Genomic DNA, 13,977 nt, shown 5'->3' on the forward strand with positions numbered 1-13,977 from the left:
AAACCGTCAGGCGGTCGTATCGACGCGGGAGTCTTCAGGGTCGCCCTTGGCGACGCCGACCATGGCCGGGCGCAACAGGCGGTCATGCATGATGTAGCCTGGCTGCATCAGCTCGACGATGGTGCCGGCCGGCTTGTCCGTGCCCGGCACCTCGAACATCGCCTGGTGTTCCGCATGGTTGAATTTCTCGCCCAGCGGCAGGATCTGCCGGATGCCGTGTTTTTCAAACGCGTTCAGCAGTTCCTTTTCCGTCATCTCGACGCCGAGGACGAAATTCCGAACCGCTTCGTCGCCTTCGCGCATTTCCGGCGGCACCGATTGCAGCGCGCGGCGCAGATTGTCGGCGGCGTTCAACAGGTCGCGCGCCAGCCCGCTGGCGCCGTAGCGCAGCGTATCGGATTTTTCGCGTTCCGCGCGGCGGCGGATATTTTCCATTTCCGCCAGGTTGCGCAGCGACCGGTCATTGGCCTCGGCCAGCGCCGCCGCCAGTTCGGCAATGCGCTCTTCCGGCGTCTTTTCCGCCGCGGCGGCTTCCACGGGCGGATCGGTTTCGGCCTTGCCGGCGCCCGTTGCGGGAGCGTCTTCCGCGCCGGTTTCCGGTTCGGCCGGGGTCTGCTTGTCGTCTTCTGTCATCAATTCTGGTCCTCGCCTGTCAGCCGACAATGCGGCTGACGATTTTTGCCGTGTAATCCACCATGGGAATGATGCGGGCATAGTTCATGCGGGCCGGGCCCACAACCCCGATCGCCCCGACGATCTGTTCTTCGCTGTTGGAGAACGGCGCGATAATCACCGAACAGCCCGCCAGCGAAAACAGCTCGTTGTCGGCGCCGATGAAAATCTGCACGCCTTCGGCCTTGTCCGCCGCTTCCATCAGGCGGAGCGCCGATTCCTTCGTATCCAGTTTCTGGAACAGCGCCCGGATATGTTCCAGGTCGGTCATGCCCTTCACGTCGTCCAGCAGGTTGGCCTGGCCGCGCACGATCAGCACCCCGCCGCCCTGCGCGCCCGATGACCAGGTCGCGAGCCCGGCCTCGACCACGTCGCGGGTCAGGGCATCGACTTCCGCGCGTTCCCTGGCGATTTCCCGCCGGATGATTTCCTGCGCCTCGCTCAGCGTGTGCCCCGCCACATGCGCCGTGTAGAAATTGCTGGCCTCGACCAGGCTGGACGCCGGCATGCCGACCGGCAGGTCGATCACGCGGTTTTCCACCAGCCCGTCCTGGCTGACGATCACCACCAGCGCCCGGCCCATGCCCAGGCCGACGAATTCGATATGCTTCAGCGCCGCTTCCTTCTTCGGCGCGACCACGAGCCCCGCGTAATGCGACAGGCCGGACAGCAGCGAGGAGGTTTCCTCCAGCATCTGGTTCAGCGTGCGGCCGGCGGTGACGCACTGGCTTTCGATATCGCGTCGCTGTTCCTCGGTCAGATTGCCGATTTCGAGGATGCCGTCGACAAAGAGCTGCAGCCCCGCATCGGTCGGCAGCCGCCCGGCGGAGGTATGCGGCGCATACAGCAGCCCGGATTCCTCCAGATCCGCCATGACATTACGGATCGTGGCCGGCGACAACGAATTGTTGAGCTGGCGCGACAGCGACCGCGAACCGATCGGTTCGCCGGTTTCCACATAGGCTTCGACGACGAGGCGCAATACCTCGCGCGAGCGCTGGTTCAGGTCCGGTTCCATGCTGGGGGGAATGTAGTGACGTTACCCGGCGCAATTCAAGGTTATCCGGTAATCGCCCCTCGCGTGCTGGACAGCGGAAGCCGCAGACAGTAGCGTCCGGCCACGTTTCAGCAAATGAAAGAGCATGACATGGATCGACCATCGGGCCGCGCGCCCGACGCATTGCGCGCCATCACCCTGGAAACCGGCTTTTCGAAGTATGCGGAAGGCTCCTGCATGACGAAATTCGGCGATACTCATGTCCTTTGCACGGCGAGTATCGAGGAGCGGGTTCCCCCCTTCCTGCGCAATACCGGCCGCGGCTGGGTGACGGCGGAATACGGCATGCTGCCGCGGTCGACGGATTCCCGCATGGACCGGCGCCGCGCCGCGGAATCCGGGCGGACACAGGAAATCCAGCGGCTGATCGGCCGCAGCCTGCGCGCTGTCACGGATATGGCAGGTTTCGGCGAACGCCAGATCCGGGTCGACTGCGACGTCATCCAGGCCGATGGCGGCACGCGCACGGCCGCGATCACCGGCGGCTATGTCGCGCTGTATCTCGCCTTCCGGCACATGCAGTCGCTGAAAGCGATCGGGGACATTCCGCTGAAGGACGCGGTGGCCGCGATTTCCTGCGGGTTGTGGGAAGGTACGCCGGTGCTGGATCTGGATTATGCGGAGGATTCCACCGCGCAGGCCGATTCCAACTTCGTCTTCACCGGCGCCGGCGGCATCGTCGAGGTGCAGGGCACGGCCGAAGGCGATCCGTTCTCGCAGGATGAATTCCTGTCGCTGATGGGGCTGGCGCGCAAGGGCGTGCATGAGCTGGTCGCGAAGCAGAACGCGGCGCTCGGGCTCTGACAGCCATGGCGCGGCATTTCGACGGCGGCAGGCTGGTCATCGCCAGCCATAATCCCGGCAAGGTCCGGGAGATCGGCGCGTTGCTGGCGCCTTTCGATGCCGACGTCGTTTCCGCCGGGGATCTCGGCCTGCCGGAGCCGGTGGAGGATGGCGACAGCTTTATCGCCAATGCGGTCATCAAGGCGAAAGCGGCGGCGGAAGGATCCGGCCTGCCCGCGCTGGCCGATGATTCCGGCCTCGCGGTGACGGCGCTGAACGGCGATCCGGGCATCTATTCGGCCCGCTGGGCCGGCCCGGAAAAGGATTTCGGCCTAGCGATGACGAAGGTCGAAAAGGCGCTGGGCGACGCCGCCGACCGCAGCGCGCATTTCGTCTGCGCGCTGGCGCTGGCCTGGCCGGACGGGCATGTGGAAACGTTCGAAGGCACGGTATCCGGCGCACTGGTATGGCCCCCGCGCGGCACCAGGGGTTTCGGCTACGACCCGATTTTCCTGCCTGACGGCGAAACCGAAGCCTTCGGCGAAATGGACCCCGACCGCAAACACGCGATCAGCCACCGCGCCGACGCCTTCCGCAAGCTGGTCGCGGGCTGTTTCGCCGGGAAATAGGACGGTGATGGACCGATCCGGACACCCGCTGGCGCTCTATATCCACTGGCCGTTCTGCCTGTCGAAATGTCCGTATTGCGACTTCAACAGCCATGTGCGGGAGTCCATCGACGAGGCGCACTGGCGCACCGCGCTGCTGACCGAACTGGACAGCACCGCGCGGGAATTGCCCGGACGAACGATCACCAGTATTTTCTTCGGCGGCGGCACGCCATCGCTGATGAACCCGGCAACGGTCGCGGCGCTGCTGGATCGCGCCGCGAAACACTGGGTGCTGGCGCCCGATGCGGAAATCACGCTTGAGGCCAACCCGACCTCGGTGGAGCAGGCGCGGCTGGCCGATATCCGCGCCGCCGGCGTCAACCGGGTGTCGCTGGGCGTGCAGGCGCTGGACGACCGGGCGCTGAAATTCCTCGGCCGCGGACACAGCGCCGCCGAAGCGCTGGCCGCCGTCGAAAGCGCGGCGCGGCTGTTCGACCGGTTTTCCTTCGACCTGATCTATGGCCGCCCGGAACAGACAACTGCCGGATGGTCACAAGAACTGCGCCGGGCGCTGACCTGGTCGGCGGACCATCTGTCCGTATATCAGCTGACGCTGGAAACCGGCACGCCGTTCCACGACCTGTGGCGGCAGGGCAGGCTGACGCCGCTGGAGGAGGAGCCGGCCGCCGCACTATACGAGGTCACGCAGGATATCCTCGAAGCCGCCGGCATGCCCGCCTATGAAGTGTCGAACCACGCCCGGCCGGGCGGCGAGAGCCGGCATAACCTGACCTACTGGCGCTACGGCGATTACGCCGGGATCGGCCCGGGCGCGCATGGGCGGCTGACCCTGGACGGACAGCGCACCGGGACGCAGCGGGTGCGCAGCCCCGACGCCTGGCTGCGGCAGGTCGACGAGAAGGGCGAGGGCATGGAATCGCGGGAACGGCTGGATCCGGGAACGCAGTTGGACGAGGCCGTGCTGATGGGGTTGCGCCTGGCCGAGGGGATTCCGGAGAGCCGGTTGCGCGGCATTACCGGGCGCGGCTTCGATGATTCCCTCAACCCTGCAAGGCTGGCGGCGCTGACCGAGGGCGGATTTCTGGTCCGGCACGATGGATGGCTGCGGGCGACGCCGGCGGGACGCACGCGGCTGAACGCCGTCATCGCGCATCTGATGGCCTGAGCCCCGTATCAGTTGGTCAGCGGCGTAAAGCTGGTCGGCGCCGAACGGCGCACGTTCACCCCGTCCCGGGTCACCTCGTAGATCGCAAATACGCGTTCCGCGATGCCGTCCGGGTTCAGCCGGAAGATACCGTCGACTCCCAGAAACCCGTTCGGGTCCATCAGGGCCCGGGCGGAATAGTCCGGTCCGTCCTCGGCCTGTCCCAGGATGGCGGCCAGCGCCGTCGCGTCATAGGCCAGGGTCGCAAGGCGCGGCGGCGTCCGCCCGAAGGCGCGTTTGAACCGGTCGTTGAAACGGTCGCGCTCCTCAACCGGCGACCCGGCGAACCATGCCCCGATCAGTGCCGGCTCGCTGCCGAGATTGGGGATCAGGTCCCAGGAGCGCAGGCCCAGAAGTTTCACGGCCGGAACATCGATGTCGAAATACGACAGCAGCGCCGACATCGTGCGCAGCCGCTCACCGCTTTCCGGCAGGACCAGCGCGTCAAAAGGCGGTTCGCCGATGGTGTCCACCCGCTCCAGCCGGCGCAGGGCCTGCCGGGAAACTTCATCGTTTTTTCCGGCGAGCGCCCGGCGCTGCGCAAGCAGCGCGCTGTGACGGTTGGCGTAGCCGGAAAAATCCCTTACCAGGTCCGTGTAATCGTTCGCCGCGGTATCGTATAAACGGATCCGGACCAGCGCCGCGCCGCGCCGCTGCGCCGACTCGCGAACCGCGTCGACCACCGAATGACCGTAACTGTCGTCCGGGACAAGCGCCGCAAAGCGGGCCGCGCCTTCGCTCGCGGCATAACCGACCACCGCCTCGACCTGCTGGCGCGGTACGAAGCCGAGGATAAAGACGCCGTCGCCGGCGACCTCGTGCGAATTGGAGAATGAAATGACCTGGACCCCCGCGGCCCGGGCAACGGGTGCGACGGCCAGCACCGACCCCGCGGTCAGCGGGCCGAGGATAAGCCGGGCATTGTGCCCGATCGCCATGGCGGCGGCCTGGCGCGCGCCCTGGTCCGTGCCGCCCGTATCGAACGGCATCAGCACGAAATTATCCCCCGCGAGTTCGAACATCGACAGCTGCGCCGCATCGAGCATCGCCTTTCCCAGCGCCGCGTGCGCCCCGGTCAACGGCAGCAGGATCGCGACCCGTACTTCCGCCGGCGCCGAGAGGTCAATCACGGGTGCGCCCGGGTGCGCCGGTGTCGCCCCTGAGGCGGCCGGCGCCGACGCAGCGCCCGCATTTTCCGGTGACGCCGCCGGGTTTGACGCATTCGATTCGACTTGCCCGGTGGACGGTTCGAATTTGCGGAACTGTCCTTCTTCTTTTACGGTGGTACCCGCACAACCGGTAACGCCGAACAGTATGAGAACGGCAACGCACAGCCATGATCCTGCCGTGCCGCGAACCGGAGGAACCCGCCGCGACATGCGGCATTTCTGATCTGGCTGGGAACTCATGATGGCGGACACTAACGAGCCTCCGATTGGAAGTAAACCAGCGCCTGCGCTGGATCCCGGCCTGTACATCGTCGCAACGCCGATCGGCAATCTGCGCGATATCACCTACCGCGCGGTCGACACCCTGAAGGCGGCGGACCGGATCGCCTGCGAGGATACCCGCGTCACCGCGAAACTGCTGCACGCGCACGACATACAAACCGCGATGACCGCATATCACGAGCACAATGCGGCAAAAGTACGGCCGAAACTGATCCGGCAGTTGCAGGAGGGCGGGCGCATCGCCCTGGTCAGCGATGCGGGTACGCCGCTGATTTCCGACCCCGGCTACCGGCTGGTGACCGAAGCCGTCGCGGCCGGCATCGCGGTAACCGCCATTCCCGGCGCCAGCGCGACGCTTGCGGCGCTGGCGTCCGCCGGCCTGCCGACCGACCGGTTCCTGTTTGCCGGTTTCCTGCCGCCCCGCAGCGGGCAGCGGCGGACCGCGTTGCGGCCGCTTGCGGGCATTGGCGCGACGCTGGTTTTTTTCGAATCGCCGCGGCGGTTCGCGGCGGCGCTGCGCGACATGCGGACCGTCCTGGGGCCGCGCCAGGCCGCCATCGCGCGCGAACTGACCAAGCGGTACGAGGAAATCCGCCGCGGTTCGCTGGACGATCTGATCCGGTACTACGAATCCAGCGAACCGCCGCCGGGCGAGGCCGTCATCGTCGTCGGACCGCCAGGCGCGGACGCGGCGGAAGACGCGCCGGATATCGACGCCCTGTTGCGGCGGGCCTTGCAGGACATGAGCCTGCGCGACGCGGCGGCGACCGTTGCCGAGGCAACCGGTTCGTCCCGGCGCGAGGTCTATGCCAGGGCGCTTGCCCTGAACCTTGACAAATGACGCCGGCGCGCCGCCGCGAGGCATGGCGTCGCGGACATGTCGCCGAAATACTGTGCATGGCATGGCTGGTCCTGCGGGGCTACCGGATCGTCGGCCGGCGGCGGCGTACCCCGGTCGGCGAAATCGACCTTGTCGCGCGGCGCGGCCGGACCCTGGCGATCATCGAGGTGAAGGCGCGGCGGAACCGCGACGACGCGCTCGAATCGGTCTCTCCACGCCAGCGCCACCGGCTGCGACGCGCCGCGGAATGGCTGATCGCCGGGCGGGCCGACCTGGCGGCGCTGGATATCCGTTTCGACGTGATCGCCGTTGCCCCCTGGCGGGCGCCGAAACATGTGATTGGCGCTTGGCGTCCGGACAACGGTTAAGTAGATAGATGCCATGCGGACACATGACGACAGGAATGGTCACAACCGGACTGCAGGCGCCCGGACCGCCGCGATGGCGGGAATCGTCATGCTGGCCCTCACCCTGTCCGGATGCGTCAGCCTCGCCGTCGGCGCGGGAGCGACCGCCGGCACCGCCGCGATGCAGGAGCGTGGCCTCGGCGGCGCCATCGACGATACGGTCATCAATGGCAGGATCGCGGCAGCGTTCATCGAACACGGCGTCAGCCTGCGGGACATCAGCATCGAGGTTCATCTGGGCGAGGTGCTGTTGACGGGCACGGTCCCGAAGATTGCCGACCGGGTGACTGCCGTACGGCACGCCTGGCAGGTCGACGGCGTGAAAACGGTCATCAATGAAATCCAGATCGCCGACAGCAGCGACATCCTGGATATCGCGCGGGACACATGGGTCAGTGCGCAGCTTCGGCTGCGGCTGACCTTCGACGGCAGGGTGCGGGCGATCAACTATGCCGTGGATACGGTCAACGGCACCGTCTATCTGATGGGTATCGCGCAAAGCAAGGCGGAACTGGAGCGGGTCCGGGACCACGCCCGGGAACTCAAATATGTCCGTCGCATCATCAGCCATGTCCGGATCAAATCAGCGGAAACAATGGGTTAGACGGCGAATGGAACGCAAGCAAGCAGAACGGATCCTGCGCGAGGTCGGCGCTTCCGACGGCGCCGCCGTCGACATTGCGGGCGCTGCGCTGGCGCTGGCGTCGTTCGACCGGCCACGCGTCGGACTGGACCGCTATCACCAGCATCTCGCGGCGCTGGCGTCGGATGTCGGCCGTGCGGCGGGCGGCGCCGACAGCCTGTCGGAACGGCTGGATGCGATGAATACGACGCTGGTATCCCAGTACGGCTATTCGGGCGACGCGCTGAATTACGACGACATGCAGAATGCGAACCTGATGCGGGTCATCGACCGGCGCAAGGGCCTGCCGGTCGCACTGGGTATCCTGTACATCCATGTCGCCCGCGCGCAGGCCTGGCCGATCACGGGCCTTGCCTTTCCCGGCCATTTCCTGCTGCGGCTGGATGGCGGCAACGCCAGGCTTGTGATCGATCCGTTTCACGGCGGCACGCCGCTGGAACCGCATAACCTGCGCGACATGCTGAAATCCATGACCGGCAGCGACGCGGAACTGCTGCCCGAACATTACGCCCCGGTGAGCGACCGCGACGTCCTGATCCGGTTGCAGAACAATATCAAGCTGCGCAAGATCCAGAACAACGACGCCGAGGGGGCCTGCGCCATCGTCGACAGCATGCTGCTTCTGGCGCCGGGCGAACCGGCCCTGTGGCGGGAATCCGGCCTGCTGAACGCCAAGGCGAGCCGCTTTCAGGCGGCCATGAACGCCCTCGAGACATTCCTGACCTTCGATGTCGGGCAGGCCGCCCGGATCGAGGCCGCTTCCCTGCTGCAACAGATTCGCGAACGGCTGAACTGACGGGCTGGGCGGCGCCGGGCGGCGTCGCTATGATGCCCGCCGTCCGCACGAAGTCAAACTACGCGGGATTCCGGATCGGGTTACAAGGGGGAGCCGAACATGAGCCTATCCGTCGCCATTCAGATGGACCCGGTCGAGAAAATCGACATCAACGGGGACAGCAGCTTCGTGCTGGGGCTCGAGGCGCAGAAGCGCGGCCATGACCTGTACTATTACCTGCCCAGCGACCTGACCTTCCGCGACGGCAGGGTCACGGCGCGCGGCCAGCGGCTGACCCTGCGCCGCGAATCCGGCAACCATTTCGAGACCGGGCCCCGCGTCCTGATGGACCTGTCGACGATGGACGTCATCCTCATGCGCCAGGACCCGCCCTTCGACATGGCCTACATCACCGCCACCCATGTGCTGGAGCATATCCACCCCAAAACGCTGGTCGTGAACGACCCGACCCATGTGCGCAACGCGCCGGAAAAGATTTTCGTGACCCGCTTTCCGGAGCTGATGCCGCCGACGCTGATCACGTCGAGCCGCGAGGAAATCCTGGCGTTCCGCGCCGAGCACAAGGACATCATCGTCAAGCCGCTCTACGGCAATGGCGGCGCCGGCGTTTTCCATATCACGCCCGGCGACGAAAACCTGGCGTCGCTGCTGGAAGTATTTACCGGCATCTACCGCGAACCGATCATCGTGCAGCGCTACCTGCCGGAAGTCCGCGCCGGCGACAAGCGGATCATCCTGATCGACGGCAAGGCGATGGGCGCGACAAACCGCATTCCGCCGGTCGGGGAGGCGCGGTCCAACATGCATGTGGGCGGCAGGCCGGCGCCGACCACGCTGACCCGGCGGGAAGAGGAAATCTGCGAGGCCATCGGCCCGACCTTGAAGGAAAACGGGCTGATCTTCGTCGGGATCGATGTGATCGGGGATTACCTGACGGAAATCAACGTCACCTCCCCGACGGGGCTGCAGGAAGTCAATCGCTTCAACAATGTCTGCCTGGAGGCGGATATCTGGAACGCGATCGAGGCGCGCCTGCCCTGACCCGCTACCGGGAATTGTGCGGCATTATATATCGAGCACATAACCGAACTGATTGCCGATGCCGAAGCCCTGGAAGCGGCTCTCCGCGTCATGGACTCCGACATGACGATACCGCACAACAGCAAGGTGAAGTTCCAGAACAAGCTGGACTCGCACAAACACGAAATGTCCCGGTACATCGTAAGCTTCATGCGCCAGCAGGCCGGGACTGCAACGTCTCAGGATATCGCCCTCGCCTTCATGGCGGATCGCGGCCAGAGCCGGAACAACCCGAAAGAAGTCGCGGATATGAAAAAGCGGGTAGGCTATGCCCTTACGCGGCTGGGCCGGAAAGGGCTGATCCGGCAGGCGTCAAAGGATTCGGGCGGGTTCTGGAATTGGGGGGGGTTGTGCGTTAATGGATCCAATTCCAGCCTAACGAGTAAATGCCTACCCCAAGCCCAACAACGCCTATTATAATTCCACCCCATCCAAAGATGTCATTTCGTCTCGTGGTGGATCGTTGTTGGCCTGCAAGTTTCTCCATAAGGGGTTCTGACGACTTAAATTTTTTATATAATTCGAGAATTTTCGGGAACTCGCCCTGCTCTATCGAGTGGTAGATTTTATCCCTATTCTCGCGGTCAGACCGGGAGTCCGCGATAAGATCAGATAATTTAGTAAGCTTTAGGAGCAATTCAGGAAAATCTGGAAATGCCTTTAGAACAGGATCATATCCGAGATACTCAGGAACTGAATTGATTGTAATGATGAACCCTGCGGAAGCAGCGTCTATCGCATCATGCCGCGCACGGAGGCAATTAAAATACGCATCATTCAAAAGCTTGCAAATATCTTCCTGTTCGCCGCCCGTGGCGAGCTTCTCAAGGGCCTCTATTAATCGCCGCCCCGCGTACCGTAGTTCTAAAATACTTGGCTGGATTGGCTCATTAATCGCCAATTCTGCGTCTTTTATGGTTCGTTCAGCTTGATTCCATTCCGCACGGATAGACGCAAGAATGTCTGCGTATGGGCTCAGGTCGGGCATAATGGGCGGCCCCAAAAATTACTTCGCCGCCCACTTAGTCAATTCAGCCAAACTCCTCCGACTTTTCTTATTTAAACGATCAAGACCCTCTTTCGTGAGCATCTTTCCATTTTGAGTTGATACATTTCCGCGCGAAAAACGAGAAAACACCAACCTAAAGATACTCTCCTTAAATTTCCTGTACCCTTCAACGTCGGGCTGCTCTTGCTTTTTTCTAGGATTCGTCAACATCATAGCTGCAACCATAATTTCGCCTTCCCCCAAGCGGGCAACAAAGCCGCGCCGCATAACCCAAGCAAACGCGTGAGTCAAGTAATATATGATTCAACCTTAGCCATTACAGCCCTTGACAAGAGCGCCGTCAATGCCGCTAGCGGGGATAATGTGATTAAAGCGATCTATTTTTTATTATACACAACATATTGTTGCAAATATGTCACGATCCAAGCGTTTGACTAAGGAATAGCGGTATCATGTACTAAGTTTGCTGAGATACATCTAGATGTAGTTGGTCTAGTGATTCGGTTTCCAGCCATGTTGCCAGTACCCCTTCCAGTCCCGCGAAACCGGATGCGCCAGCGCGGCGGCAACGGCCAGCCCGTACTGCTCGCCATTCGATACCCGGCGATGATCTTCGCGCCACGCCATTTCGTAGGCGTACTGTTGCAGGTACTTGCCAAAAATATGGTGATGCGTGCCGACTTCGGCGCGGCGCAGGCGGGAGAAATAGCTTTCGGCCTGGTTGGTACAGGCGTCTTCGTCCTTGAACGGGACACTGTGGTTGACGCGGTGCATGGCGTACCGGGCGTGCAGGTCATCCCAGCTTGATGCTTCGTCCGCATAGACCGTGCTGCCGGGCTCTACACGCTGCTGGATTGTGGCCAGTGACGCTGCCTCGCTCTTGAACACGAAAGGCAGTGTGCGGCCCTGGGGTACGTCCTTGAAAAGTGTCAAAGCTACGAACATAGCGATGACTTACACGCATAAATCAGCGTCCTGCCGCTCTCTGGCAGTCCGCAGGAAGGCCTGGTGCATTTCCTATGAATGCCGGAAATTGTGTCAGATTTCGAAGTCGAACAGGGATTTCTGCAGCATTCCCGCCAGCCCCTGCGTGCCGTAGCTCAGCGAATCGGTCAGGGACCGCTCGAACAGGATCTGCCGCTTCTGTTCCTCCAGGGAGAAGCGCCGCTCATTGGCGAATTTCTCCGCCTCGATGCGGGCGGCGACGCCCTTGTTTTCCTCGATCTGGCCCTCGCTGAATTTCAGCGCGACCTCGGCCCGGGTCTGTTGCGATTCGAACATGGTGATATTGAAGCGCAGGCTGGACAGCGCACTTGAGATATCCTCCAGCGCGGTGGCGCGCAGGGTTTCATCCTCGAAGCCGCCGTAGAAATAGGAATGCAGGAGGCCGACTCCCTTGCGCTCCAGCGTGCCCTCCAGGATCGGCGCGCCTTCGCCCTCGCGGGTAATCGAGACGGCGCCCGTCGTGCTGTCATAGGCCACGGTATCGGTGCTTTGCAGCAGGGTGCCGGTGTCGTTCGCGTCCGGCGGCGGAAACTGGATGAGCGTGGAGCCGAAAATATTGGGCATGAAGACATTGCCGCCGCCATCCGTGATCACGTAATCGGCGCCCAGGAAATTGCCCTGGTAGGTCGTGGTGGCAAACGATTTCGGCTTGATCGGAACGGACAGGTCGTTGGCGTCGAAGATGTCGCGGATGCTGGAACCGATCAGGTTCGTGCCAAGATGGCCCGCGCCCTTGGCCCTCAGATTGTACTGGCCGACCAGCTGGTCGAATTTCTTGGCGAATTCGCGCCGGGTTTCATCCGTGGTTTCGGGGTTCTGCGCCTTCACGATCAGTTCGCGGGCTTCGAGCAGCAGGGTCTTCATTTCGCCCAGCCGCTCGGTCGTCTTCTCCAGCGTCTTGACCGCGCGCTTCTGCTTTATCGTCAGCTTGGTGAACCCCTCCACAACGCGGACCGATTCCCGGGCCCGCGCCTCGAGCGCCGACTGGTTGCGGGATTCCACCGGGCCGGCGGGCCCGCTGTTGCGCCCCGCCAGCGCGACCTGGACCGTCCGCGCGGACGCGGCCTGGCCGATCGACGTGAACAGCGACGCGTTCAGCTGCTGGATCGAGTTGTTGAAGAAAAAGTCCATCCGACTCCGTCCGGTTCCTGTCAGGATAACGCGATTTCGTTAACAAATCCTGGCGCGGCCCGCCGGCGCCGCCGTGTTATCCGCCCTGTACGCAGCAAGAATCATGCCCCGGCGGATTGCCGGAAAACCGGGTCTTTGCCGCGGATTCCACGGGCCCGCGCGGTCGACGGGCGCAATCGACCCGGCAAATTCTGCCGGAAGGGGCAAATCCTGCCGGGCAATTCCGTCCGCGCCGTGTCGTCTTGCCGCCGGAACGAACGCGCCGGGCGCTGTACGGACCGGACGCGAATGACGTAACCTGCCCCCGTCCACCGCGACCCGGACAGCCGGCGCGCCGTGCGGGCCACCGCGTGGCTGAAAAAGGCGGCGCTGGCGACGCGGACGAAACCGTATCTCACCGGCACAGCGCAAGGATTTCACCATGGTCGATCTGAAAAACGAACTGGATGGCAAGGTCGCCATCGTCACCGGCAGCGCCCGCAATATCGGCCGCGTCACGGCGGAGGAACTGGCCCGCGCCGGCGCCGCCGTCGTCATCAACGCGGTGCAGGCGAAGGATTTGTGCGAGGAAGTGGCGGCCGGCATCCGCGCATCGGGCGGCCGGGCCATCGCGGTCATGGCCGACTGCCGCAAGCCGGACGATATCGAACGCATGGCGCAGGCGGCAATCGGCGAATTCGGCGGTATCGATATCCTGGTGCACAACGCCGCGACGCGGAACCCGAAATCCTTCGACGACCTGACGCGCGAGGATTTCCAGCAGGTCATCGACCTGTCGATCCTCGGCTGTTTCCACCTGGCGCGGGCCACCGTGCCCTCGATGCGCCAGCGCGGCGGCGGCGCGATCATCGGCGTCGGCGGGCTGAATTCGTATACCGGGCAGAAGGGGCGGTCGCACCTGATGGTCGCGAAGGCCGGGCTGAACATGTATATCCGCGGCCTCGCGCTCGACCTCGCAGCCGACAACATCACCGCCAACCAGGTCGTCGTCGGCGCCTATGACACCCGCGAGCCGGATGCGACGATGACGGCGGAGCAGATCCGGGCCCGCGTCAGCAAAATCCCCATGGGCCGCGAAGGCACGCCGCAGGACATGGCCGACCTGATCCGCTTCCTCGTCGGCCCCGGCGGCCATTACATTTCCGGCCAGACGATCCATTCCAACGGCGCGGCCTTCATGAACGCCTGACGCGAATTCGCGTTATCGAGCCGCATTACCGGTTATACGCGCTGGCCAAACGCAACCATTCCCGGTAAAACAGGATC

The 13,977-nt window shown here is 63.7% G+C and carries 14 protein-coding genes and 1 pseudogene; 9 read left to right on the forward strand and 6 right to left on the reverse strand.

Annotation, left to right across the window (positions count from 1 at the left end):
* Positions 1-6: 6 nt before the first annotated feature.
* Together grpE and hrcA are read right to left on the reverse strand one after the other, a co-directional pair.
* On the reverse strand, positions 7-633 hold the full coding sequence (gene grpE, locus WD767_20440) for a nucleotide exchange factor GrpE (GenBank protein ID MEX2618462.1): 627 nt from the start codon (positions 631-633) through the stop codon (positions 7-9).
* A 19-nt stretch (positions 634-652) separates the two neighbouring features.
* Positions 653-1,690 (reverse strand): heat-inducible transcriptional repressor HrcA, encoded by a 1,038-nt coding sequence (gene hrcA, locus WD767_20445; GenBank protein MEX2618463.1) that lies wholly within the window; start codon positions 1,688-1,690, stop codon positions 653-655.
* Between the two features lie 129 nt (positions 1,691-1,819).
* On the opposite strand from hrcA, the gene rph reads away from it, so the two are divergent.
* The 3 genes from rph to hemW are packed head-to-tail and all read left to right on the forward strand — an operon-like array spanning position 1,820 to position 4,309.
* Positions 1,820-2,533: a ribonuclease PH gene (gene rph / locus WD767_20450; protein ID MEX2618464.1), complete on the forward strand. Its 714-nt coding sequence runs from the start codon at positions 1,820-1,822 to the stop codon at positions 2,531-2,533.
* A 5-nt stretch (positions 2,534-2,538) separates the two neighbouring features.
* On the forward strand, positions 2,539-3,141 hold the full coding sequence (gene rdgB, locus WD767_20455) for an RdgB/HAM1 family non-canonical purine NTP pyrophosphatase (GenBank protein MEX2618465.1): 603 nt from the start codon (positions 2,539-2,541) through the stop codon (positions 3,139-3,141).
* 7 nt (positions 3,142-3,148) lie between these two features.
* On the forward strand, positions 3,149-4,309 hold the full coding sequence (gene hemW, locus WD767_20460; protein MEX2618466.1) for a radical SAM family heme chaperone HemW: 1,161 nt from the start codon (positions 3,149-3,151) through the stop codon (positions 4,307-4,309).
* 8 nt (positions 4,310-4,317) lie between these two features.
* Here hemW and WD767_20465 read toward each other — a convergent pair whose 3' ends face one another.
* On the reverse strand, positions 4,318-5,478 hold the full coding sequence (locus WD767_20465) for a penicillin-binding protein activator (protein ID MEX2618467.1): 1,161 nt from the start codon (positions 5,476-5,478) through the stop codon (positions 4,318-4,320).
* Between the two features lie 277 nt (positions 5,479-5,755).
* Between WD767_20465 and rsmI the strand changes: the two genes are divergently transcribed.
* The 5 genes from rsmI to gshB all read left to right on the forward strand — a co-directional run bounded on the left by rsmI (position 5,756) and on the right by gshB (position 9,527).
* Positions 5,756-6,640: a 16S rRNA (cytidine(1402)-2'-O)-methyltransferase gene (gene rsmI / locus WD767_20470; GenBank protein MEX2618468.1), complete on the forward strand. Its 885-nt coding sequence runs from the start codon at positions 5,756-5,758 to the stop codon at positions 6,638-6,640.
* Entirely contained in the window at positions 6,637-7,008 is a 372-nt protein-coding gene (locus tag WD767_20475; GenBank protein ID MEX2618469.1) for a YraN family protein, read from the forward strand. Before rsmI ends, WD767_20475 begins: the two co-directional genes overlap by 4 nt.
* 13 nt (positions 7,009-7,021) lie before the next feature.
* Positions 7,022-7,651, forward strand: a complete 630-nt coding sequence (locus WD767_20480) for a BON domain-containing protein (GenBank protein ID MEX2618470.1) — start codon at positions 7,022-7,024, stop codon at positions 7,649-7,651.
* Between the two features lie 7 nt (positions 7,652-7,658).
* A complete protein-coding gene (locus WD767_20485; GenBank protein ID MEX2618471.1) occupies positions 7,659-8,486 on the forward strand; it encodes a transglutaminase-like domain-containing protein in 828 nt (275 codons plus the stop codon).
* 99 nt (positions 8,487-8,585) lie between these two features.
* A complete protein-coding gene (gshB, locus tag WD767_20490; protein MEX2618472.1) occupies positions 8,586-9,527 on the forward strand; it encodes a glutathione synthase in 942 nt (313 codons plus the stop codon).
* Positions 9,528-9,921: 394 nt separating this feature from the next.
* On the opposite strand, the gene WD767_20495 is transcribed toward gshB, so the two are convergent.
* The 3 genes and pseudogenes from WD767_20495 to WD767_20505 all read right to left on the reverse strand — a co-directional run bounded on the left by WD767_20495 (position 9,922) and on the right by WD767_20505 (position 12,711).
* Entirely contained in the window at positions 9,922-10,554 is a 633-nt protein-coding gene (locus tag WD767_20495) for a hypothetical protein (protein ID MEX2618473.1), read from the reverse strand.
* 513 nt (positions 10,555-11,067) lie between these two features.
* Positions 11,068-11,481 (reverse strand): annotated as a pseudogene (locus WD767_20500) (transposase).
* Positions 11,482-11,613: 132 nt separating this feature from the next.
* The gene (locus tag WD767_20505) at positions 11,614-12,711 is read right to left on the reverse strand and encodes a hypothetical protein (GenBank protein MEX2618474.1); all 1,098 of its coding nucleotides are present in this window, start codon (positions 12,709-12,711) and stop codon (positions 11,614-11,616) included.
* 421 nt (positions 12,712-13,132) lie between these two features.
* Between WD767_20505 and WD767_20510 the strand changes: the two genes are divergently transcribed.
* Complete coding sequence (locus tag WD767_20510) at positions 13,133-13,900, forward strand: SDR family oxidoreductase (protein ID MEX2618475.1); 768 nt, start codon at positions 13,133-13,135, stop codon at positions 13,898-13,900.
* The last annotated feature ends 77 nt before the right edge of the window (positions 13,901-13,977 follow it).

The organism is Alphaproteobacteria bacterium (assembly GCA_040905865.1).
Taxonomy (GTDB): domain Bacteria; phylum Pseudomonadota; class Alphaproteobacteria; order UBA8366.